This is a genomic window from Streptomyces sp. NPDC002044 (assembly GCF_040296725.1).
GTDB lineage: Bacteria > Actinomycetota > Actinomycetes > Streptomycetales > Streptomycetaceae > Streptomyces > Streptomyces antarcticus.
The window spans coordinates 18,593-40,127 of sequence record NZ_JBEOXU010000053.1 but is presented as its reverse complement, the minus strand read 5'-3'; the positions used below and the strand labels follow the sequence as shown (position 1 = coordinate 40,127).

The 21,535-nt window shown below is 73.9% G+C and carries 20 protein-coding genes and 1 tRNA gene; 7 read left to right on the top strand and 14 right to left on the bottom strand.

Features of this window, described 5'->3' with window-relative positions:
• Positions 1-103: 103 nt before the first annotated feature.
• Together ABT106_RS15875 and ABT106_RS15870 are read right to left on the bottom strand one after the other, a co-directional pair.
• Positions 104-1,384, bottom strand: a complete 1,281-nt coding sequence (locus ABT106_RS15875; RefSeq protein WP_351277156.1) for a preATP grasp domain-containing protein — start codon at positions 1,382-1,384, stop codon at positions 104-106.
• Positions 1,385-1,567: 183 nt separating this feature from the next.
• Positions 1,568-1,641, bottom strand: a tRNA-Pro gene (locus tag ABT106_RS15870).
• Between the two features lie 108 nt (positions 1,642-1,749).
• Here ABT106_RS15870 and ABT106_RS15865 point away from each other — a divergent pair.
• Complete coding sequence (locus ABT106_RS15865; RefSeq protein ID WP_351277154.1) at positions 1,750-2,220, top strand: DUF309 domain-containing protein; 471 nt, start codon at positions 1,750-1,752, stop codon at positions 2,218-2,220.
• A gap of 38 nt (positions 2,221-2,258) precedes the next feature.
• On the opposite strand, the gene ABT106_RS15860 is transcribed toward ABT106_RS15865, so the two are convergent.
• Genes ABT106_RS15860 through ABT106_RS15845 form a run of 4 tightly spaced genes read right to left on the bottom strand, consistent with a single transcriptional unit; the run spans position 2,259 to position 5,536 of the window.
• On the bottom strand, positions 2,259-2,651 hold the full coding sequence (locus tag ABT106_RS15860) for a VOC family protein (RefSeq protein WP_351277151.1): 393 nt from the start codon (positions 2,649-2,651) through the stop codon (positions 2,259-2,261).
• A gap of 4 nt (positions 2,652-2,655) precedes the next feature.
• A complete protein-coding gene (locus ABT106_RS15855; protein ID WP_351277150.1) occupies positions 2,656-3,318 on the bottom strand; it encodes a LutC/YkgG family protein in 663 nt (220 codons plus the stop codon).
• Positions 3,315-4,784: a lactate utilization protein B gene (locus ABT106_RS15850; RefSeq protein WP_351277147.1), complete on the bottom strand. Its 1,470-nt coding sequence runs from the start codon at positions 4,782-4,784 to the stop codon at positions 3,315-3,317. The genes ABT106_RS15855 and ABT106_RS15850 overlap by 4 nt, the downstream gene beginning before the upstream one ends.
• On the bottom strand, positions 4,781-5,536 hold the full coding sequence (locus ABT106_RS15845) for a (Fe-S)-binding protein (protein WP_351277144.1): 756 nt from the start codon (positions 5,534-5,536) through the stop codon (positions 4,781-4,783). Before ABT106_RS15845 ends, ABT106_RS15850 begins: the two co-directional genes overlap by 4 nt.
• 18 nt (positions 5,537-5,554) lie before the next feature.
• On the opposite strand from ABT106_RS15845, the gene cobF reads away from it, so the two are divergent.
• Positions 5,555-6,307 carry a precorrin-6A synthase (deacetylating) gene (gene cobF, locus ABT106_RS15840; RefSeq protein ID WP_351277142.1) on the top strand — a complete coding sequence of 251 codons (753 nt, stop codon included), beginning with the start codon at positions 5,555-5,557 and terminating at the stop codon, positions 6,305-6,307.
• A gap of 21 nt (positions 6,308-6,328) precedes the next feature.
• Here cobF and ABT106_RS15835 read toward each other — a convergent pair whose 3' ends face one another.
• Positions 6,329-7,561 carry an aminotransferase class V-fold PLP-dependent enzyme gene (locus ABT106_RS15835; protein WP_351277140.1) on the bottom strand — a complete coding sequence of 411 codons (1,233 nt, stop codon included), beginning with the start codon at positions 7,559-7,561 and terminating at the stop codon, positions 6,329-6,331.
• 125 nt (positions 7,562-7,686) lie between these two features.
• Positions 7,687-9,429 (bottom strand): glycoside hydrolase family 71 protein, encoded by a 1,743-nt coding sequence (locus ABT106_RS15830; protein WP_351277137.1) that lies wholly within the window; start codon positions 9,427-9,429, stop codon positions 7,687-7,689.
• 630 nt (positions 9,430-10,059) lie between these two features.
• Here ABT106_RS15830 and ABT106_RS15825 point away from each other — a divergent pair.
• From ABT106_RS15825 to ABT106_RS15815, 3 genes are all read left to right on the top strand, one after another.
• Positions 10,060-10,494, top strand: coding sequence for a hypothetical protein (locus ABT106_RS15825; protein ID WP_351277134.1), 435 nt, complete (start codon positions 10,060-10,062; stop codon positions 10,492-10,494).
• A 207-nt stretch (positions 10,495-10,701) separates the two neighbouring features.
• Positions 10,702-12,177, top strand: a complete 1,476-nt coding sequence (locus tag ABT106_RS15820) for a sulfatase family protein (RefSeq protein WP_351277131.1) — start codon at positions 10,702-10,704, stop codon at positions 12,175-12,177.
• A gap of 104 nt (positions 12,178-12,281) precedes the next feature.
• Positions 12,282-13,199 carry a formylglycine-generating enzyme family protein gene (locus ABT106_RS15815; RefSeq protein WP_351277129.1) on the top strand — a complete coding sequence of 306 codons (918 nt, stop codon included), beginning with the start codon at positions 12,282-12,284 and terminating at the stop codon, positions 13,197-13,199.
• Positions 13,200-13,264: 65 nt separating this feature from the next.
• Here the strand turns inward: ABT106_RS15815 and ABT106_RS15810 are convergent, their stop codons facing one another.
• The 4 genes from ABT106_RS15810 to ABT106_RS15795 all read right to left on the bottom strand — a co-directional run bounded on the left by ABT106_RS15810 (position 13,265) and on the right by ABT106_RS15795 (position 18,205).
• The gene (locus ABT106_RS15810; RefSeq protein ID WP_351277127.1) at positions 13,265-14,083 is read right to left on the bottom strand and encodes a hypothetical protein; all 819 of its coding nucleotides are present in this window, start codon (positions 14,081-14,083) and stop codon (positions 13,265-13,267) included.
• 184 nt (positions 14,084-14,267) lie between these two features.
• The gene (locus tag ABT106_RS15805) at positions 14,268-16,487 is read right to left on the bottom strand and encodes an NADP-dependent isocitrate dehydrogenase (RefSeq protein WP_351277124.1); all 2,220 of its coding nucleotides are present in this window, start codon (positions 16,485-16,487) and stop codon (positions 14,268-14,270) included.
• A gap of 204 nt (positions 16,488-16,691) precedes the next feature.
• On the bottom strand, positions 16,692-17,045 hold the full coding sequence (locus ABT106_RS15800; protein WP_351277121.1) for a DUF805 domain-containing protein: 354 nt from the start codon (positions 17,043-17,045) through the stop codon (positions 16,692-16,694).
• 311 nt (positions 17,046-17,356) lie between these two features.
• Entirely contained in the window at positions 17,357-18,205 is an 849-nt protein-coding gene (locus ABT106_RS15795) for a chitosanase (protein WP_351277118.1), read from the bottom strand.
• 356 nt (positions 18,206-18,561) lie between these two features.
• Between ABT106_RS15795 and sigK the strand changes: the two genes are divergently transcribed.
• Positions 18,562-19,086, top strand: a complete 525-nt coding sequence (gene sigK, locus ABT106_RS15790; protein WP_267720744.1) for an ECF RNA polymerase sigma factor SigK — start codon at positions 18,562-18,564, stop codon at positions 19,084-19,086.
• Positions 19,083-19,805, top strand: coding sequence for an anti-sigma factor (locus ABT106_RS15785; RefSeq protein ID WP_351277115.1), 723 nt, complete (start codon positions 19,083-19,085; stop codon positions 19,803-19,805). Before sigK ends, ABT106_RS15785 begins: the two co-directional genes overlap by 4 nt.
• A gap of 42 nt (positions 19,806-19,847) precedes the next feature.
• On the opposite strand, the gene corA is transcribed toward ABT106_RS15785, so the two are convergent.
• Together corA and ABT106_RS15775 are read right to left on the bottom strand one after the other, a co-directional pair.
• Positions 19,848-20,930, bottom strand: coding sequence for a magnesium/cobalt transporter CorA (gene corA, locus ABT106_RS15780; protein WP_351277113.1), 1,083 nt, complete (start codon positions 20,928-20,930; stop codon positions 19,848-19,850).
• Between the two features lie 206 nt (positions 20,931-21,136).
• A complete protein-coding gene (locus tag ABT106_RS15775) occupies positions 21,137-21,532 on the bottom strand; it encodes a TOBE domain-containing protein (RefSeq protein ID WP_351277111.1) in 396 nt (131 codons plus the stop codon).
• Between the last annotated feature and the right edge of the window lie 3 nt (positions 21,533-21,535).

Sequence of the window (21,535 nt, the reverse complement as noted above, 5' to 3'; positions counted from 1 at the left end):
CCCGGCACCCCTCTCGGGTGCCGGGACCGGCGTCGTCCCGCGTTCGCACCTGCCCGTACGGGGACGCGGGGGCGGGGTCGGCCGCCCCGTACGGGCAGTGGGGTCAGTGGACTTCGAACTCGAGGGCTTCGGCCAGCGCGGCTTCCCGCTCCCGCACGTCCCCGGCGCTCCCGGCGATCACCGCGTACCGCCAGGAGCGGCCGTCGGGCGGGGCGTCCGCGTAGAGGACCACGCCCTCGCCGCTCGCCGGGTCGAAGGCGAGGTGGTGCTCGCGCAGCCGCCCGAGGGCTCCCTCGAAGTCGAACGGGCGCCGGGTCCACCCCTTCGCCACCGACCAGGCCGCGGTCGCGCCCGCCCGCGCCTTGGTCAGCCGGGTGACCATGGCGTGGGGTGTGGTGGTGGCCGTACGCCGGATGTTGCTCTCGCTCGCGTACGCCTCGCCCCGCGCGTCCACCAGCGCGTCGAGCCCGAACGGTCCGGCGAAGCCGTGGCCGGCCAGATGGCCGCCCAGGGCCGCCCCCCAGGCTTCCAGCTCGCCGGCCACGTCCGCGCAGGACGCGGGCAGCGGCGAGACGTACCCCGTGAAGGAGCCCAGCGTCGTGCGCATCGCCCCGCTGAACAGGGCGCGCGTCCCGGCGGGGGTGGTGTCCAGCTGGACGCTGACCGACTCGGCCACGTCGAGGCGCTCCTCCACGACCCACGTCCCCATCGGGCCGCCGACCGTGTCCAGGGCCAGGGACGCGCCGCCGTTCAGGTCCTCGCGGGACAGGAAGCGCATCCCGTGGCCCCCCGCCGAGCGGTCGGGCTTGACCACGACCCCCTCACAGCCCCGCAGGAACTCGCGCACCACCCCTTCCACCTCGGCGCGCCGGCAGACCCGCCCCTCGGGCAGCCGCATGCCCAGGTGTGCGGCCGTCTCGCGGAACCCGGCCTTCGTGTTGAGCAGCATGGTCGTCTTCAGCGCGGCTTCGGCGGCCTCGACCGTCGGGTAGGGGTGCACCGTGAGGCCGAGGTCCCGGGCGAAGGCGATGGCCGACGCGTCCAGCGCGGTCGGCAGCAGCGCCGCGCCCCGGTCGCCGGCGAGGGCCCGGACGTGCTCGGCGAGTCCGGCCTCGCGGACCGCCCGCGCCAGGGGGACGGCGCCGGCCGGGGGCACCTCGACGACCGTCACCGACTCCGCGGGCACCTGCGTCAGGTCGTACACGTACCGCAGGAAGTCCCGGCCCAGCGGTACGGGAGTGATCAGTACGTCCCCGGGCCGCAGCAGCCACGCCTTCCGCGGGGCCTGCTGCGCCCACTGTGCCAGGACCCGGCCCTCGTCGAGGTCGACCGCCAGGTCGGAGAGGAAGTTCGCGAAGACCACGAACGGGCCTGCCTCACTCACCGCCGCTCCTCTCGTCGCCGGTTCGCCCGCCTTCCGGCCGGTACGCGGCACGGAGCGGGTTCCCCCCTCCTGCGCTTGCCCCGCAAAGGCGAGGGGAACCCACCCCCGAACGAGTCCGGAAAACGGCCGAGGGGCCGTTCCAGATTTCTCTGGAACGGCCCCACGGACTGCGACTCTCTCGAGTCGGGACGACAGGATTTGAACCTGCGACCCCTTGACCCCCAGTCAAGTGCGCTACCAAGCTGCGCCACGTCCCGATGTGCTCGCGACCTGGGGTTTCCCCCGTCCCGGCGGCACATGCAGAACATTACCCCACGCTGAGGGGTGTGCATGCACGGGTAATCGGCGGCCGCGAGGATGGGTGGATGAACACACGGGACCGGGATGAGGAGGGCCGCGCGCGCAGCGCACGGCCCAGGGACGGGCTGGGGCGGCCGCTGGCCTACGGGGCGGGCGGCGTGGGCCGGCAGCCGGAGGGTGTGGTGCGGTCGCCCGCGCAGACGGTCCGGGAGGCGCAGCGGCTGCTGGACGCCGGGATGCCGTTCCACGCGCACGAGGTGTTCGAGGACGCCTGGAAGTCCGGGCCCGAGGAGGCGGCCCCACTGTGGCGGGGGCTCGCCCAGCTGGCCGTCGGGCTGACGCACGCCGCGCGCGGGAACGCGGTCGGCGGGGCGCGGCTGCTGCGGCGCGGGGCGGCGGGGATCGAGGGGCTGGACGGGGCGGCGTACGGGGTCGACGTGCCGGGCCTGGTCCGGTGGGCCGGGGAGCTGGCCCGCCGGGTGGACGGCGGGGCGGCCGTGGACGCCGCCGCCGAGGCTCCGGCGCTGGCGCCGTGACCGGAAGGGTCCACCGGGTCGCGGCGCCCGGCACGGCACTAGGCGGCGGGCTGGAGTAGGTCCCAGCGGTTGCCGTACAGGTCCTGGAAGACGGCGACGGAGCCGTACGCCTCGTGGCGCGGCTCCTCCAGGAAGCGGACGCCCTCGGCGGTCATCCGGGCGTGGTCGCGCGCGAAGTCGTCGGTGTGGAGGAAGAAGCCGACGCGGCCGCCGGTCTGGTCGCCGACCCGGGGGCGCTGGGCGTCGTCCTTGGCGCGGGCCAGCAGCAGCGCGGACTCCCTGGCGCCGGGCGGGCGGACCACCACCCAGCGGGAGCCGTCCGGGCGGGCGGTGTCCTCGGCGAGGTCGAAGCCGAGGGCCCTGGTGTAGAAGTCGATGGCCTCGTCGTAGTCGTGGACGAGCAGCGCGGTGAGGGCGATGTGGGAGGGCATGCGCCTATTGTGCGCCGAGCAGGACGACGTCCAGAGTGCGGGGGCCGTGGACGCCCTCCACCCGTTCGAGCTCGATGTCACTGGTGGCGGAGGGCCCGGAGATCCAGGTCAGCGGGCGGGCGGGGTCCAGCAGGGCCACGGCCCGCGGTACGGAGTCCACGACCTGGCCGGGGACGCGGACGACGCAGATGTGGTGGTCGGGGATCAGCGTGATCCGGCGCCTGCCCTGGCCCCGGCCGCCGTCGAGGACGAGGGTGCCGGTCTCGGCGATGGCCAGGGCGCAGCCGGTCACCACGCTGTCCACGGCGTCCAGTTGCCGTGCCGTGGACTCGGCGCGGTCCGGTACGTGCGCCGGCTGCGCCTCCGCGAGCCAGTGCGCGGGCAGGCCGGGCGGGACGAGTACGGTCCGGGCGCCGCGCCGCGCGAGGAGGTCCGCCAGCAGCGCGGGCAGGGCGTCCTCGCCGGTGCGGTGGACGCGCGCCCGGTACTCGGCGAGGTGCGCGGCGAGGAGGTCCACGGTCTGGGCGGGGGTCCGCGCCCCGTGCACCGCGAGGTAGTCCCGGGGGATCTCCGCGGCCCCCGCGGGGCCGGGGGACGGCCGTGGGCCCGGGCCCCCCTCCCCCAGCGCCCGGCGGACGCGGCCCAGGACGATGTCGCGCGAGGTCACTGCGGGGTCCCCCGTTCGCGGGTCCACCAGTCGCGGAAGGATTCCGCGGGGAGCTCGGGCAGCTCCCGGGTGTCGGTCCAGGCCCGGCCGGGCCCCGGCAGGCGGCGGGGGCGCAGCCGGCGGGCGCGGGCCAGCAGGCGTTCGCCCGCGCGCAGCGCGCCCGGGTGGTCCAGGAGCAGGCGGGCGGCGCGCATCGCGGCCCGTTCGGCGGTGCGGCCGTGCGCGGGGCGCAGGCGTACGCGGAGGCCGTCGCGGGTCACCGGGCCGCCTTGGACGATCCGTTCGCGGAGGTGGAGGAGGACCTCGGGGATGTCGATGGCGACCGGGCAGACGTCGTAGCAGGCCCCGCACAGGGTGGAGGCGTACGGCAGGGAGGCGTCGATCGCGCTGTCGGTGCCGCGCAGTTGGGGGCTGAGGATGGCGCCGATGGGGCCGGGGTAGACGGAGCCGTAGGCGTGGCCGCCGGCGCGCTCGTAGACGGGGCAGACGTTGAGGCAGGCGGAGCAGCGGATGCAGCGCAGGGCCTGGCGGCCGACCTCGTCGGCGAGGGTGTCGGTGCGGCCGTTGTCGAGGAGGACGAGGTGGAAGGCGGTGGGTCCGTCGCCGTCGGTGGTGCCGGTCCACATCGTCGTGTAGGGGTTCATCCGCTCCGCCGTCGAGGAGCGCGGCAGGGTCTGGAGGAAGATCTCCAGGTCGCGGAAGGTGGGGACGACCTTCTCGATGCCGACGACGGAGATCAGGGTCTCGGGCAGGGTCAGGCACATGCGGCCGTTGCCCTCGGACTCGAAGACGACCATGGTCCCGGTCTCGGCGACCATGAAGTTGGCGCCGGACACGGCGACCTTGGCGCGCAGGAACTTCTCCCGCAGGTGCAGGCGCGCGGCCTCGGCGAGTTCGCGCGGGTCGTCGCCGAGCCCGTCGGGCGCGGGGCGGCCCCAGCCGCCCATCTCGGCGCGGAAGACGTCGCGGATCTCGGCGCGGTTGCGGTGGATGGCGGGGACCAGGATGTGCGAGGGCCGGTCGTGGCCCAGCTGGACGATGAGCTCGGCCAGGTCGGTCTCGTACGCGGCGATCCCGGCCACCTCCAGGGCCTCGTTGAGGCCGGTCTCCTGGGTGGCCATGGACTTGACCTTGACGAGTTCCCGTTCCCCGGTGGCGCGGACGAGGCCGGTCACGATGCGGTTGGCCTCGTCGGCGTCGGCCGCCCAGTGGACGGTGCCGCCCGCGGCGGTGACCGCCTCCTCCAGCTGGAGGAGGTAGTGGTCGAGGTGGCGCAGGGTGTGGTCCTTGACGGCCTTCCCGGCGGCGCGCAGCCGGTCCCAGTCGGCGAGTTCGGCGACGGCGCGGGCCCGTTTGTCGCGGATGGTGTGCGTGGCGCGGCGCAGGTTGGCGCGCAGCACGTCGTCCCGTACGGCGTCCCGCGCGGCGGCCGGGAAGGCGGGCATGCCCAGGTGCGTGGCCGTCATCGGAGGGGCTCCCGCTCGGTCGCGGCGAGGATCTCGGCGAGGTGCAGGGTGCGCAGCGGGGAGCCGGCCCGGCGCAGCAGGCCGTCCAGGTGGGCGAGGCAGGAGTTGTCGGCGCCGCACAGCACCTCGGCTCCGGTGGCGGCCGCGGCGGCGGTCTTGTCGGTGCCCATGGCCGCCGACACGTCCGGGTTCTTGACGGCGAAGGTCCCGCCGAAGCCGCAGCACTCCTGCGCTCCGGGGAGTTCGACCAGGTCCAGGTCCTTGACGGCGGCCAGCAGCCGCCGCGGCCGGTCCCCGAGGCCCAGCGCCCGCAGGCCGTGGCAGGAGGGGTGGTAGGTGACGGTGTGCGGGAAGTGGGCGCCGACGTCGCTGACCCCGAGCACGTCGACGAGGAACTCGGTCAGCTCGTACACGCGCGGCGCCAGGTCGGCGGCCAGTTCCGCCAGTGCGTCGCCGCGTCCCTCGGCGGCGGCCTTGCGCCCGATGCGCGGATAGTGCTCGCGGATCATCGCGGCGCAGGAGCCGGAGGGGGTGACCACGTACGCGTACCCGGCGAGGGCCTGCGCGGTGCGCCGCACCAGCGGCTCCGTCTCGTGCCGGAAGCCGGTGTTGTACTGCGGCTGCCCGCAGCAGCTCTGGGCCGCCGGGAAGTCCACGGTGACGCCGAGCCGCTCCAGGAGGCGGACGACGGCGATGCCGGTGCGGGGGTACAGCGCGTCGTTGACGCAGGTGACGAACAGGGCGACACGCATGACGGGCACAATAGCGGGGTGAAGAAGTTCTCAGTGATCGGCATGGGCGCGGGCGACCCGGACCATCTGACCCTCCAGGCCGTCAAGGCGATCGGGGCGGCGGACGCGTTCCTCATCCTGGAGAAGGGCGAGGAGAAGGCGGACCTGACGGGGCTGCGGCGGGCGATGCTCGACGAGCACGCCCGCCCGGGGCACCGGCTGGTGGAGGGCCGCGACCCGGACCGGGACCGGACCCCGGCGGACTACGCCCCGACGGTGGACGGCTGGCGCAGCGCGCGGGCCGAGCTGTTCGAGCGGTTCATCGCGCAGGACCTGGCCGAGGGCGAGACCGGGGCGTTCCTGGTGTGGGGCGACCCCTCGCTGTACGACTCCACTCTGGCGATCCTCGACGAGGTGCGGGAGAAGGGCCGGGTGGCGTTCGAGCACGAGGTGGTGGCGGGCATCAGCAGCGTGTCCTCGCTGCTGGCCCGGCACCGCACGAACCTGAACCGGGTGGGCCGCCCGGTGCAGATCACCACCGGGCGGCGGCTGGCCGAGGGCTGGCCGGAGGGGGTGGACGACGTGGTGGTGATGCTGGACGCCCGGCACGCCTTCACCGCCCACCTGGACCAGGACCTGTTCATCTACTGGGGGGCCTACGTCGGCACCCCGGACGAGATCCTGGTGTCGGGGAAGCTCGGCGAGGTCGCGGGGCGGATCGAGGAGCTGCGCACCGAGGCCCGCGCCCGCAAGGGGTGGATCATGGACACCTACCTGCTCAGGCGCGGCTGAGGCAGGCGGCCCCCGGCCCGCTCAGGGGCGGCCGAGGTGGGCGGGCAGGCCGGCGGCGAGGCGCTCGTACTCCTCGGGCCGGTTGTAGACCTGCCCGCAGATCCGGATGCCGCCGCCGCCCGGCCGGGGCCAGACCAGCACCCGTACGCGCAGCCGGGCCGCGATCTCCTCGCGCAGCGCCACGGCGTCCTCGGGGGTCTCGGCGGTGCCGGGCGGCAGCAGCAGCGCCCGCATGGCGAGGCCCTCGCCGTGCGGGAGCGGCGTGATCCCGGGGATCTCGGCGAGCAGGGCCGCGCCGTGGGCGGCCAGCGCGCTGTTGTGGGCCCGCACCCGGGCCGCGTCGAGGCGTTGGAGGAGGTCCAGGCCCTCGGGCGCGGCGAGCCAGCCGGTGTAGTCGGCGGTGGCGCGGTACTCGACCGAGCGGGGGAACCCGTGCCGGTCCTCCCAGGAGGGGACGAGCGCGCGGACGCGGTGGCGGTGTTCCGGGGCGACGGCGAGGACCGCGCTGCCGGACGGGGCGTACCCCCACTTGTGGAGGTTGCCGAACCAGAAGTCGGCGCCGCCCGCGAGGGGGTCGGCGAGCATGCCGGGGGCGTGGGCGCCGTCGACGACGGTGGTGACCCCGCGTTCCCGGAGGTCGGCGAGGAGCCGGGGCGAGGCGATGAGGCGGGCGGTGGGCGAGCTGACGTGGTCGAGCAGCGCCGCCTTGGTACGGGGCGTCAGCGCGGCCAGCACGGTTTCGCGTACGGCGTCCTCGTCGGGCAGGAGGGGGTCGAGGGCGACGGTGGTGACCGTGGCACGGCGAGCGGCGGCCGCGACGACGGTGCCGTAACCGTGGTCGGTGACCAGGATCTCGTCGCCGTCGGCGAAGGGGATCGCGTCGAGGGCGAGGTTGGCGCCCTCGGTGGCGTTGGCGATGAAGGCGAGCCCGTCGGGGTCGGCGCCGAGGTGCGCGGCGATCCGGGCACGGGCCGCGGCCAGTTGGTCGGCGACCCCGAGGAAGAACGCGTCGGGGTCGGCGTGGGCCAGGGCCCGGAGCGCGGCCTGCGCCTCCTGGACGGGGACGGGGACCGCGCCGAACGAGCCGTGGTTCAGGTGCGCGACGGCGGGGTCGAGGCGGAACAGCCCCTCGACGCCCGGGAACACCCGCGCCGGGACTGCCGGGCCGCCGGGCCGCGGTGCGGTGGCGGGCCGCGGTGCGGTGGCGGGCGGGGGCCCGGCCGGGCTCCCCTCGGGGCGGACGGGATCGGGCACGGGGCCTCCCAGGGCGGGACGGGGCTTGTCGTGGTGATCCTCTCCCGGCGCGGCCGCCGCCGGAAGCCCGCACCGCCTCACCCGTAGCCCGCACCGCCTCACCGGCCGGGCGCGGCGCCAGGGTCCTACGTCCCCCGGCCGCTGGTCGCCGCGTAGTACTGGAGGTCCTGGACCTCCACGGTGCGGTCCGCCGGATAGGGCAGCTCCACCCCGGTCGCGGTCTTCCCGCCCCGCACCACCTCGGCGGAGCTGGCGCCCGCCTTCAGCGGCAGCAGTTCGGAGTGGACCCCTGCGGGGGCCTCGTGGGAGTCCTTCGCGGATCCGACGGCCGTGCGGACCACTGCGGGTCCGGCGAGGAAGCTGAGCACCTCCACCGTGTCGCGGGGCGCGGCGCTGCCCCTGCGCAGGGACATCAGCAGTGACTGGTCGCCGGTCGGGTCGGCCTGGGCGAACTGGGTGCGGGCGGTGAGGTAGAGCGTGTCCCGGACGATCTCGGGCCACTCCCCCGTCTTGAAGCGGGTCAGGTAGTACGAGGTCAGGTCCAGGTAGGTGTGGCCGTTGTGCAGGGAGGGGGCGAACTGGCTGCCCTCGGAGTAGTCGTTCCAGGTGGTGAGCTGGACCCAGTCGGCGCCGTCGTCGATGGCGTGCTTCCACGTGGCGCGCAGGGTCGCGGTGTTGCCGGCCTCGTCGTAGATGCCCTGGTTGGGGCGGGCGTCCTGGACGGACACCGGCTGCATCCAGATCTTGCCCATGTCGTGCGCCCGCTTGACGTCGCGGGTGTTGCTCTCCTGGCCGACGTAACTGCGGCTGCCCCACTCGGAGAAGCCGTAGCTGATGGGGGCGAAGTCGCCGTTGTGGGCGCCGAAGTCGAGGAAGAGCGGCACGAAGGCCGTGCGCGTGCCGTGCTTCGACTTGAGGATCCCCAGCACCTCGGTCCACCAGGCCGCGTTCTTCTCCTCGGCCTTGAAGGGCGAGACGACGAGCCTGCCGTCCGGGAGCCGGTGGGCGGCGGGCGCGGAGCCGAGCGCGGCGATCGCGTCGGCGAGCACGCCGGGATCGTCGGTCTTCAGCGAGGTCATGTCCGGCATCAGCATGATCTTGAAGGCCGGATCCACCGAACGGGCGGCCGCCATCAGCTGGTTGGAGCGCTCCCAGTTCTTTCCGGACAGGGACAGCATGTCGAGGGTGAACCCGTCGATGCCCGCCGCGCGGGCGGTGCGCACCTCCTGCTGCAGGTTGGCGTACTCCCAGTCGCCGCTCTTCGGCTGGACGGGCAGCGGCCGGTCGCGCAGCAGGCCGCCGTACCGCTCGTGCTTGCCGCTCTCGCCGTCCGGGTTCAGGTAGTTGCGGGTGTAGTAGTCGGCGTCCGCGCTCACGTTGTCGAGGGAGAGCGGGTACGGGGTGAAGTAGTGCGCGAACACCAGCTTCTTGCCCGCGGCGCCCGAGCGCAGGGCCGCCGGCTGGGGCATGTCGAAGGGCAGCGCTCCGGCGGGGCGGGCGCCCCCGGTGCCGGCGGTCGCGCCCCCGGGGGTGCCGGTGCCGCCGGGGGACGTGCCCGGGGTGGGGCTCTGGGCCGCTTCCGGGGTGGTGGGCGCCGGGGTGCCGGGGCCTGCGTCGGGGCCGGTCGACCAGGGCACGCCGATGACGGGGGCGGAACTGCCGCGCACGTCGGCCACCGAGGAGGGGTCCCAGGCTATTCCGGTGGCCGCGCAGACACCGACGAGGAGGAAGCCGGAGACGAGGGCGACCAGCGGGCCGCGTCTCCTGAGCGCCGGTCTGCGGCGGTGCGAGACGGGCTGCGCCGCGCGTTCCGCCCGCCGGCCCGTCCGTCGCCCTGCTCGCCGGTCCGCTCGCCGGTCCGCTGTCATCGTGGTCCCTCCCCGGGAATATGCCCCCGGTGGGGGCTGCACAGCAGTAGAGCCCAATACCGGCGCCCGGACAACCGTTCCCCGGCGCCGGGGCGGGGACACGTACGTCACAGGGCGCACGGGAACTACGCCGACCGCTTTGCCGGGGCTAATCCGGCCGGTGCGACAACGGCCTTGGCGCGCCGCGCGCGGGGCCCCTTCCCGGCGTCGCGCCCACGCGGGCGCAACGCCTTCCGCTTCGCACCCCGCCCCCACCGCCCGCGGGGCGGGCGGCCACGCCCTGCCCAGGGGCCGCCCCGGCCGCGGGGCCGGCGGACCCCGCACCCGGCGCCGTCCGCCGTCTACGCGCCCTCCACCATCCGGCGGACGCGGCTCGCGTCCGCGACGGACCGCTCCGACGGCGCCGTCTACGCCCCCAACCACCGTGCAACACGCGGGCGTTGGCTCCACGTTGCCCGGCCGGCGGCCTCTCCGCAGGCCCCTTCTACGGAATGCGACATTCCCCTGGCCTTCCGGCTCAACTGGCGCATAATCGTCGACACGCGGCTCGAACCAGCACTCTTGCCGCGCTTGGTCACGCATGCAACGGGGGGCATCGTGCCGATGGGGGAATCCGGTTCCACGAGGACGTTGGCGACCACTTCCGCCGAACTGTCGCGGCTGCTCACCGCCGTCCGGAGGGGGCGGGTGGTGACCGTGACCGGGGGGTTCCGCGAGCCGCGCAGTCTGCTGGTGCGGGAGATCGCACGGCGGATCGCGTCCAACTTCTACGACGGGGTGGCCGTCGTCGCCTTCGAACCGTCGGCCGGGGTCCACGGCACCCGGGAGTTCACGGCCGCGCTCGGCCGCGTACCCGAAACACCGCTTCCCCCGTGCGGGGCGGCGAACGCGGCGTCATGGCTGGCCGAACGGGACATGCTGCTCGTCCTCGACGGCGCCGACCTGCTCGGCCCGCAGGCACGGGCCTGGCTGCGGGACCTGCTCTCCGTCGCACCGGGGCTGCGGATCCTCGCCGCGGGGCGGTCCCCGCTCGGCATCGGGCAGGAGCGGGTGCACCGGCTCTGACTCCGGCACGGGCTGCGGCTCAGGATCCGGCACGGGCTGCGGCTGCGGCTGCGGACCGTGTTACACGCGCGGCACACAGCCGCCATGAGGCCGCCACCGTGCTGCCACAGCCCGCCTTTAGGGTCTGACCTGCGGGTTCCGGCGACGCACGGCTGCCGGGGCCCCGGTACGTACGTCACCCGCCCCCGCACGTACAGGAGACCCTTCGTGAGCGAGCACGAGCACCCCGGCGCGCCCGGAATCACCGGCACCTCTGGCGCACCGGGCACGTCCCGCGCGTCCCGCGTGTCCCGCGCAGCGGGCGGCGTCGGCCGGCGCGGCTTCCTCGCCGGCGCGGCCGCGGTGGCCGCCTCCGCCACGTCCGTCACGGCCTTCGCCCGCCCGGCGAGCGCGACGACGGCCGCGGCCCGGCCCAACATCCTGCTGATCGTCACCGACGACCAGCCCAAGCAGACCGACTGGGCCATCGCCAAGACGATCGACTGGCTCGGCGGCCAGGGCGTCACCTTCACCCACGGCCACTCCGCGACCCCGCTGTGCTCGCCGTCCCGCTCCTCCGTCTTCTCCGGCCGCCACGCCCACCACCACGGCGTGCGCAACAACGCCGCCTCGCACAGCCTCGACCAGTCGACCACCGTGCAGCGCCACCTGAAGCAGGCCGGCTACCGCACCGGGCTCTTCGGCAAGTACCTCAACTCCTGGGCACTGGCCGACAATCCGCCGCACTTCGAGGAGTGGGCCCTGCTCCAGCCGGGCTACACCAACGCCCGCTGGAACATCGACGGGACGGTCCAGGAGCTCCCCGGCTACACCACCAACGTCATCAAGAACAAGACGCTGGCCTTCCTCGACAAGTCGGTCACCGACACCCGTCCCTGGTTCGCCTACGTCACCCCGTACGCCTCGCACGCGCCGAACACCCCGGCCCCCGCATACGCCGACGCCCCCGTGCCCGCCTGGAACGGGCGCCCCTCGGTCCCCGAGGCCGACCGCTCCGACAAGCCCGCGTACATCCGCGACGCGACGTCCACCCTCGCCGACGCCAAGGAAGTGCGCCGGCGCCAGCTGCGCGCCCTGCTCTCGGTGGACGACGCGGTGCAGGCCATCCACGACAAGCTGGCGGCGCTGGGCCAGCTGGAGAACACCCTCGTCATCTACACGGCGGACAACGGCTACACCTGGGCCGACCACGGCTGGCTGAAGAAGTCCGTCCCCTACTCCCCCGCGCACGAGGTGCCGTTCTACCTGTCCTGGCCGGCCGGCGGCCTCGGATCCGGCAGCACCGACAGCCGGATCGTCGCCAACATCGACATCGCGCCGACCATCCTGGACGCGGCCGGGATCACCCCCGCCACCCCGCAGGACGGCCAGTCCCTGCTGACCCCGGCCGCCCGGGACCACCTGCTGGTCCAGTGGTGGAGGCAGGGCGCGGGCGGCGACGGGCCGAAGACCTGGGCCTCGTACGTGGCGAAGGACAAGCAGTACACGGAGTACTACGACCTGTACACCGACGCGTCGGGGGCCGTCTCCGGAACCGGACAGGTGGCCTTCCGCGAGTACTACGACCTGGTCAACGACCCCCACCAGCTGCGGAACCTGCTCCACCAGGCCACCCCGCAGCAGGAACGGAACCTCGGCGTACCGGCGCTGGCCGCGCGGCTGGCCGCCGACCGGGCCGCCTGACCGCACCGCCCGCCCGGGGCGCGGGCCGCACGCCCGGCGGCCCGCACGCACCGCCCCGCACGCCTCACCCCGTACCGCCCCGTACCGCCGCCCTGGAGAGACCCATGCCGCCCAAGCCCTGCTGCACCCCCGGCCGCGAGCAGTCGGCCGCCGCACCGCTCACGGTGGTACGGGCCCCGGCGGCACCCGTCGTGGACCGCGCGGCCGGGCGGGCCGTCCGCGACCTCGTCGGCATCGCGGGCGGCCGCTTCCTCCAGGGGACCGAGGACCCGGACGGGTTCCCCGAGGACGGGGAGGGTCCCGTACGGGAGACGGTGGTGGGGGCGTTCCGCATCGCCCCGACCACCGTCACCAACGCGCGGTTCGCGTCCTTCGTGAAGGCCACCGGCCACGTCACGGAGGCGGAGTCGTTCGAGTTCAGCTTCGTCTTCGCGGGCTTCCTCCGCGGCGAACCGGCCGCGCTCTCCCCGGCGGTGGCGGGTACCCCGTGGTGGCGGGCGGTGGCGGGCGCCGACTGGCGCCGTCCGGAGGGCCCGGGTTCGTCCTTCGCCGCCCGGCAGGACCACCCCGTCGTCCACGTCTCCTGGCACGACGCGATGGCCTACTGCGCCTGGTCGGGCACCCGGCTGCCCACGGAGGCCGAGTGGGAGTACGCGGCGCGCGGCGGCCTGGAGCAGAAGCGCTACCCGTGGGGCGACGAACTGCGGCCGGACGGGCGGTACATGTGCAACATCTGGAACGGTGACTTCCCGGCGGACAACACCCGTGCGGACGGCTACGCGGGCACGGCCCCCGCCAAGTCCTTCCGGCCCAACGGGTACGGGCTCTACAACACCGTCGGCAACGTGTGGGAGTGGTCCGCCGACCCCTTCCGGCCCGGCGGGCCCGAACGGTCCATGCGGGGCGGCTCGCACATGTGCCACGACTCGTACTGCAACCGCTACCGGGTCGCCGCCCGCACCCGCAACACCCCGGACAGCTCGGCCGGGAACATCGGCTTCCGTGTCGCGGCCGACCTCTGACGCGGGGCCGGGCCGGCCCGGCTCCCGGCACGGTTCCCGGACCGGTTCCCGGCCCGACGCCGGCCTCAGCCCGGCTGCCGGCCGAGTTCCCGCCACACCTCGGCGGGGCAGGGCCCCTGGGGGCGGGAGGTGAGGAACAGGCCGTACTCCACCCGGCGCGGCTCGCGGCCGACCTCCACCCAGTGGTCCCGGCCGGATGTGGTGTCCCAGCCTTCGTTCGGCAGCCAGATGTGGTCGGACCGTCCGTCCTTGTCCTTGCTCGTGATCTGGGCGACCTCCGCGTGACCGGCGTGTGTGGCCAGCACCACGCAGTAGTGGCGCAGCTGCCGTTCGGGATCCTCGCGCAGCGGGACCATGGCGAGCCAGATCTCTCCCGCGGCCGGCCTGCGCTGACCGGCCGGGGCGCGCCGGCGCAGCCGGAATCCGCCCCACGGCCGGCCGCCGCCCAGCAGGCGCGAGCCGCCCCACCTGCGCACGGCGCCCACGAAGGCGAGCGCCACCAGCCCGGCGGCCGTGCTCTCGGCCACCGCCCGCACGTTCCAGGCGGGGAGGTCACCGACTCTGCCCTCCACCCACCACAGCACGGGGGCGACCACGGCGAGCAGGCCCGCCGCCCGCACCGGGGCCGGCCACCACACGGACCGCCGGCGCCGTCCCCGGCCCGCGTACAGCGCGAGGGCGAGCGCGGTGAGGACCGGGAAGGCGTACACGACCAGGTACGGGCCGAAGCCGTGGAGCCGCTGCGGCGGCGTCTGCTCGGCCAGCAGGTCGGGCAGGACCAGCGGGAGCGCCAGCAGGTACCCGACGGTCGGCACGACGACCGCCAGCAGCAGGAAGCCCGCGCAGCCGATGCCCGCGCAGGACGTGTTGGAACCGCGTGCCACAGAACCCCCCTGGATCACCGGTGGCGAACGCTAGCGCACGGCCCGGCCCCCGGCCAGCGGTCCCGGGGCGGCGGCGCGACGGACCGCCGCCCGGCCGGGGCCGGACACGGCTCCGCCCCGGCCGGGCACGGGGCCGGCCGGGGCGGAACGTCGCGTCACTGCCGTCCGCGGACGGCCGCCGGCCTCAGCCGAGGGTGGCGATGGCCTGGTTGAAGGTCGCCGAGGGGCGCATGATCTTCGCGGCCTTGGCGGCGTCGGGCTGGTAGTAGCCGCCGATGTCGGCCGGGGAGCCCTGCACCGCGATCAGCTCGTCGACGATGGTCCGCTCCGACTCGGCCAGCGTCTTGGCGAGCGGGTCGAAGGCGGCGGCCAGCTTCGGGTCGTCGATCTGGCGGGACAGCTCCTGCGCCCAGTAGAGGGCGAGGTAGAAGTGGCTGCCGCGGTTGTCGATGCCGCCGAGCTTGCGGCTCGGCGACTTGTCCTCACCCAGGAAGGTGCCGGTCGCGCGGTCCAGGGTGTCGGCCAGCACCTGGGCGCGGGCGTTGCCGGTGGTGGTCGCGAGGTGCTCGAAGGAGACGGCCAGCGCGAGGAACTCGCCGAGCGAGTCCCAGCGCAGGTAGTTCTCCTTGACGAGCTGCTGCACGTGCTTGGGCGCGGAGCCGCCGGCGCCGGTCTCGAAGAGGCCGCCGCCGTTCATCAGCGGGACCACCGACAGCATCTTGGCGCTGGTGCCCAGCTCCAGGATCGGGAAGAGGTCGGTGAGGTAGTCGCGCAGCACGTTGCCGGTCACCGAGATGGTGTCCTCGCCGCGGCGGATGCGCTCCAGGGAGAAGGCGGTGGCCTCGACCGGGGAGAGGATCTTGAGGGTCAGGCCCTCGGTGTCGTGGTCGGCGAGGTACGTCTTGACCTTGGTGATGAGCTGCGCGTCGTGGGCGCGGTCCTCGTCGAGCCAGAAGACGGCCGGGTCGCCGGTGGCGCGGGCGCGGGTGACGGCGAGCTTGACCCAGTCCTGGATCGGCGCGTCCTTGGTCTGGCAGGCGCGGAAGATGTCGCCGGCGGCGACCTCCTGCTCCAGGACCGTGGCGCCCTCGGCGTCGACGAGGCGGACGGTGCCCGCGGCGGCGATCTCGAAGGTCTTGTCGTGGCTGCCGTACTCCTCGGCCTTCTGGGCCATGAGACCGACGTTCGGCACCGAGCCCATGGTGGACGGGTCGAAGGCGCCGTGCGCGCGGCAGTCGTCGATGACGACCTGGTAGACACCGGCGTAGCTGCTGTCCGGCAGGACGGCCAGGGTGTCGGCCTCGGCGCCGTCCGGGCCCCACATGTGGCCGGAGGTGCGGATCATGGCGGGCATGGAGGCGTCGACGATGACGTCGCTCGGGACGTGCAGGTTGGTGATGCCCTTGTCCGAGTCGACCATGGCGAGGGCCGGGCCCTCGGCGATCTCGGCGTCGAAGGAGGCTTTGATCGCGTCGGCGTCGGGCAGCGCGCCCAGGCCGTTCAGGATGGTGCCGAGGCCGTCGTTCGGGGACAGGCCGGCGGCGGCCAGGGTCTCGCCGTAGCGGGCGAAGGTCTTCGGGAAGAAGGCGCGGACCACGTGGCCGAAGACGATGGGGTCGGAGACCTTCATCATCGTGGCCTTGAGGTGCACGGAGAACAGGACGCCCTCGGCCTTGGCGCGCTCGATCTGGTCGTTCAGGAAGGTGCGCAGCGCGTCCACGTGCAGGACGGAGGCGTCGACGACCTCACCGGCGAGGACCGGTACGGACTCGCGCAGGACGGTGGTGGAGCCGTCGGCGGCGACGTGCTCGATGCGCAGCGTGCCGGCCTCGGCGATCACGGTGGACTTCTCGGTGGAGCGGAAGTCGTTCGCGCCCATGGTGGCCACGTTGGTCTTCGACTCGGCGGTCCAGGCACCCATGCGGTGCGGGTGGGCCTTCGCGTAGTTCTTGACCGAGGCGGGGGCCCGGCGGTCCGAGTTGCCCTCGCGCAGGACCGGGTTGACGGCGCTGCCCTTGATCTTGTCGTAGCGGGCGCGGGTCTCGCGCTCCTCGTCGGTCTTCGGGTCGTCCGGGTAGTCCGGAAGCGCGTATCCCTGGCCCTGGAGCTCGGCGACCGCGGCCTTGAGCTGCGGGATCGAGGCCGAGACGTTGGGCAGCTTGATGATGTTGGCGCCCGGGGTCTTCGCCAGCTCGCCCAGCTCGGCGAGGGCGTCGGCGATGCGCTGGCCCTCTTCCAGGTGCTCGGGGAAGCTGGCGATGATCCGACCGGCCAGGGAGATGTCACGGGTCTCGACGCTCACTCCGGCCGTCGACGCGTACGCCTGGATCACAGGCAGGAACGAATACGTCGCCAGGGCCGGGGCCTCGTCGGTGTGCGTGTAGATGATGGTCGAGTCAGTCACCGGATGCTCCGCTCCACAGTCTGCGTCTCTCGTCTGCAACATTGCTCGACATCAAGATATCTCGTGATCGGACCGGTCCGGACAGCCCCCTGCCGTGAAGCGTGGGAGACGCACGTCACGCGGGCCCCGGAACGGCGAGAGCGCCGCCGCGGCTGTTTCCGGCCACGGCGGCGCTCAGGCACGACGGCCCGCGGGCCGGGTGGGTCAGGCGTGGACGGCCTTCGGGTTCTCGCCGTACTCGTTCGCCTGCGACTGGCCCTCGCTGGCCGTCAGGACGAGCAGCCAGATGCCGCCGATGAGCGGAACCAGGATGATGAGGTACCACCAGCCGGACTTGCCGAGGTCGTGCAGCCGGCGGACGGTGACCGCCAGGGACGGCACGAGGGTGGCGACCATGTAGATGCCGACGAGCACGGGAGCGATGCTCAGCACCGAGTCGAGGATCGCGAGGACGACGACGATGGCGATGTGGATGAGCGCGTACATCCAGTACTCGCGGCGGCGGGCGCGGCCGGAGAAGTCGGCGTACTTCTTCAGAACGTCGGTGTAGTAGTTCATGAGTCCCCCCAGAGGACGGTTGTTCGGGCCCGTCCTGGTGGAGCAAGCCGGGGCAGAACTTAAGCTCCCTTTATGCAGGGGTCAAGCCAGTTCTTGGGGGCGCGAATCGGCCACACCTCAAGATTTCCGGCACGGGATCCGTGACGGGAGGTACGCATGTGGCGCAGGTGTCCGGGGAAGTCCGGAAAGTCCGCGCCATAACGCCTCCTCGCCACCGCGCGAGCCCCAAGGATCGTTACCCAGATCGTTACCGCCGCGACACCGCGGTCCGGCCCCGGGGAGGGGACCGGGGCCGGACCGCCGGGCGCGCGTCAGCCGATGTGGAAGGGGTCGCCGTAGACCTTCCAGTCGAGCGGGGTGGTGAGGTTCAGATTGCCCTTCTTCAGGAAGACCCGCTGGGCGGTGTCGACACGGCTGGTGTCGCTGTGCGCCTCCTCCTGCTTCATCGCCCAGACGCGGGCGTCGAGGAAGGCGTTCAGCCACGTGGTCTCGTTGCCGCCCTGGGCCGGGGGCTTGGCCTTGGCGAGGGCGCGCCCCCGGATGCTGCGGAAGCTGGTGGCGTCGCCGCCGTCGCCGTGCATGACGATGGCGTCGTAGTAGATGAACTGGCCGAGGGTGCCGACGCCGTCGGACTTGCCCTGCTTGACGGAGGGGTTGAAGTAGACCCGGTCGCGCTCGTGGTCCTGGGCCTTCTTGAACTCGGTGTCCTGGGCCGCCTTCGCCCAGTCCCGGGTGAAGTTCGGGTCCAGGCCGGCGTGCGAGTCGCTGCCGTCGACCCGGCGCAGGGCGGGCAGGTACGTGGCGAGCACGTTCCCCGGCTTGACCTGGGTGTAGTGCTCGACGAGGTCGAGCATGTCGCCGGTGCCGGAACAGAAGCCGATGATCCCGGCCGTGTAGCCGCGGCCGTCGCCGATGTCCTCGATGTACTTGTACTGCGCCTTCCAGTCCAGGGAGGAGTTCTCCGCGCTGGAGACGATCCGCATGGCGATGTCCTTCTTCGCCGGATCGTCGAGCCCGGTCGCCGCGGCCGCGGCGGCCGGTGCCCCGGAGACGGCGGGCCCGGACGCGGGGGCGGTCGCGTGGGCGGTGGGCGGTACGGCGAGGAGCGTGCCGCCGAGGACGACGGCGAGCGCCCATGACGTGCGCTGGGGGGTGAACACGATGCCTCCGTGGGGTAGTTGAGGCGTTCCCGAGTGTGTTAGGAAACTTTACTACCAGATCGGGCGGCTCCTCAAGGCCCCCGGAATCACTTCCGCCGAATCCTTTCCGCCGACGACCAATCCGGCGGGGCACGGGCTCCGAAGCAAGGAGTGTCCGCCGCGCGCGCCCGCGCCCGTCGAACCGTCCCGCCCGTCGAACCGTCCCGCTCGCCCGCTCAGCCGCCCGCCCGCAGTGAAGGAACAGCCATGACGCATACGCGTATCCGCCCGCCGGCCACCCCGGGGACGGCGGCGTGAGGCAGCAGACGGCGTTCGGCGCGCCGGACCGCTCCGGCGCCCCCGACCTTCCCGCACTCATGGAACGCGTCGCCCGCGGCGACGAGGACGCCTTCGCCGCGCTCTACGACGTGGTCGCGGGCCCCGTCTTCGGCATCGCGGTCAAGGTCCTGCGGGACCGGGCCCAGTCGGAGGAGGTCGCCCAGGAGGTGATGATCGACGTGTGGCGCCAGGCACCGCGCTACCGGGCCGACAAGGGCTCCGTCATGACCTGGGTGATGACCATCGCCCACCGCCGCGCCGTGGACCGGGTCCGCTCGGCCCAGGCCGCCGCGGCCCGCGAGCAGGACACCGCCGCCCGCGAGCACAAGCGCCCGTACGACGAGGTCAGCGAGCAGGTCGAGATCCGGCTGGAGAGCGAGCAGGTGCGCCGCTGCGTGCGCGGCCTGACCGAGCTGCAGCGCCAGGCCGTCACCCTCGCCTACTACGGGGGCCTCACCTACCGCGAGGTCGCCGAGACCCTGGACACCCCCTTGCCCACGATCAAGACACGCCTGCGCGACGGTCTCATCCGGCTGCGCGACTGCATGGGGGTGACCGCATGACCACCGACTCCGACCACCTGCACGCCCTGTCGGGCGCGTACGCCGTGAACGCGCTGGAGCCCGGCGAACGGGACGCGTTCGCGCGCCACCTGACGCGGTGCCCGGGGTGCGAGCAGGACGTACGGGAGTTCTCCGCGACCGCGGCCCGGCTCGGCTCGGCGGTCGCGCTGGCGCCGCCGCCGGCGATGCGCACCGAGGTCCTGGCCCGGATCGACACGGTACGCCAGCTGCCCCCGGCCCGGCGCGGCATGGTCGCGCTGCGGCGGCGGGCGCTCCCGCTGGCGCTCGCTGCGTGCCTGGCCGGCGGACTGGCCGGGGGCCTCGCCCTGGGCGGTGCGGCCCTGTGGTCCGGCGAGGAGTCCCCGCGGCCGGACCGGGCCCTCCAGGACCTGGCGTCGGTGATCACGGCCCCCGACGCCCGTACGGTGTCCGGCCGGTCGCCCGGCGGCGCCACGGCGACGGTGGTGCTCTCCGCGCGGCAGGACCGGGCCGTGTTCCTCGGCTCGGGGCTGCCGCCCGCGCCGGAGGGCAAGACGTACCAGCTGTGGTTCGCGGACGGTTCCGCGATGCGGCCGGCCGGGCTGCTCGCCGGCGACGGCGGCACCCTGATGACCGGCTCTCCGGGCCGGGCCTCGGCGGTCGGCCTGACGCTGGAGCCGGCGGGCGGATCGGCGCAGCCGACGACGGCTCCGGTGATGCTGATGGCCCTGACCGCCTGACGGGGCGGGCGGCGCGTTGGGGCGCGCCGCCCGCCGGGGTCGTCAGAGCCAGCCGTTGCGGCGGAAACCCCGGTGGATGGCGAAGCAGGCGAGCGCCATGACCCCGAGGACGAGCGGGTACCCGTAGGTCCAGTGCAGTTCGGGCATGTGGTCGAAGTTCATGCCGTAGACCCCGCAGACCATGGTGGGCACGGCCACGATCGCCGCCCAGGCCGTGATCTTGCGCATGTCCTCGTTCTGCGCCACGGTCACCTGCGCGAGGTGCGCCTGGAGGATGGAGTCCAGCAAGTTGTCGTATGCCGAGATCTGATCGGTGGCCCGGGTCAGGTGGTCGGCCACGTCCCTGAAGTACGTGCGGATCTCCGGCGGGATGACCGGTATCGGCTGCGTGGCCAGCTGGGTGAGCGGGCGGCCGAGCGGCGCCACCGCCCGCCGCAGCTCCAGCAGTTCGCGCTTGAGCTGGTAGATCCGGCCCGCGTCGCCGCGGCCCCCGTACTCGCTGAACACGGCGGTCTCGACGGCGTCGATGTCGTTCTGCACGGCGTCCGTCACGGCCAGGTAGTCGTCGACGACGTGGTCGGCCATGGCGTGCAGGACGGCCGCCGGCCCCTTCGCGAGCAGGCCCGGGGAGGCTTCCAGCTCCTCGCGGACCGGGCCGAGTGTGCCGCGGCCGCCGTGCCGGATGGTGATGACGAAGTCGTCGCCGGTGAACGCCATCAGCTCGCCGGTCTCCACCACCTCACTGGTGGACGTCAGTTCCTCGTGCTCGACGTAGCGCACGGTCTTGAAGACGGAGAACAGGATGTCGTCGTACCGCTCGACCTTGGGCCGCTGGTGGGCGTTGACGGCGTCCTCGACGGCGAGCGGGTGCAGGCCGAACAGCTCCGCGAGCCCGGTGAGTTCCTCCTGCGCCGGCTCGTGCAGGCCGATCCACACGAAGCCGCGGCCCGTCTTGCGGACCCGGCGCAGCGCCTCCTCGGCCTCCGAGCAGCCGTCCTGGCGTACGCCGTCCTGGTAGACGACGCAGTTGACGACCGCGCTGCCGAGCGGGGAGCGGGCGGGGTGGCTGAGGTCGACGGCCCGCCGGTAGCCGCGGCGCACGGCCCGGCGCAGGCTGCTGAACATGGACAACGGCTTTCTCCCCTTCGGCGGATCACCGGCAAGTGTGCCACCGCCGCCGCCCCCTTCCGACGGGCCTCGTCCGTCTCCGGGGCCGTCTCCGCCCGGGAGCCGGTCCGGGGGCCGGGCAGGGCGCCGGGCAGGGCGCCGGGCAGAGACCGGTCCGGGCAGCGGTCCGGGCGCCCGTCAGAACGCCCGTCAGAACGCCGGAATCACACCCGGTCGATGAACACGCTGGTGGACTTCACCCGGGCCGTCGCCCGCGCGCCGACCACGAGCCCGAGCTCCTCCACCGCCTCCCGCGTCAGCAGCGACACGACCCGGTGCGGTCCGGCCTGGATCTCGACCTGCGCGTCGACCGTCCCGAGCTTCACCCCGGTGACGATCCCCGGGAAGGCGTTGCGGGCCGAGGTGTACGGGGTCTCCTCACCGCCCTCGGCGCCCTCCTGCGCCACCCGCACGCAGAACGCCGCCAGGTCCGGCCCCTCCACCATCCGGCGAGCCCCCTCCCGGCGGGTGGGGAACCGTTCCGCGTCCGCCCAGCGGCGCGCCGTGTCGACGCTCACGCCGAGCAGCCGCGCCGCCTGACCGATCGTGTAGGACTCCATGGC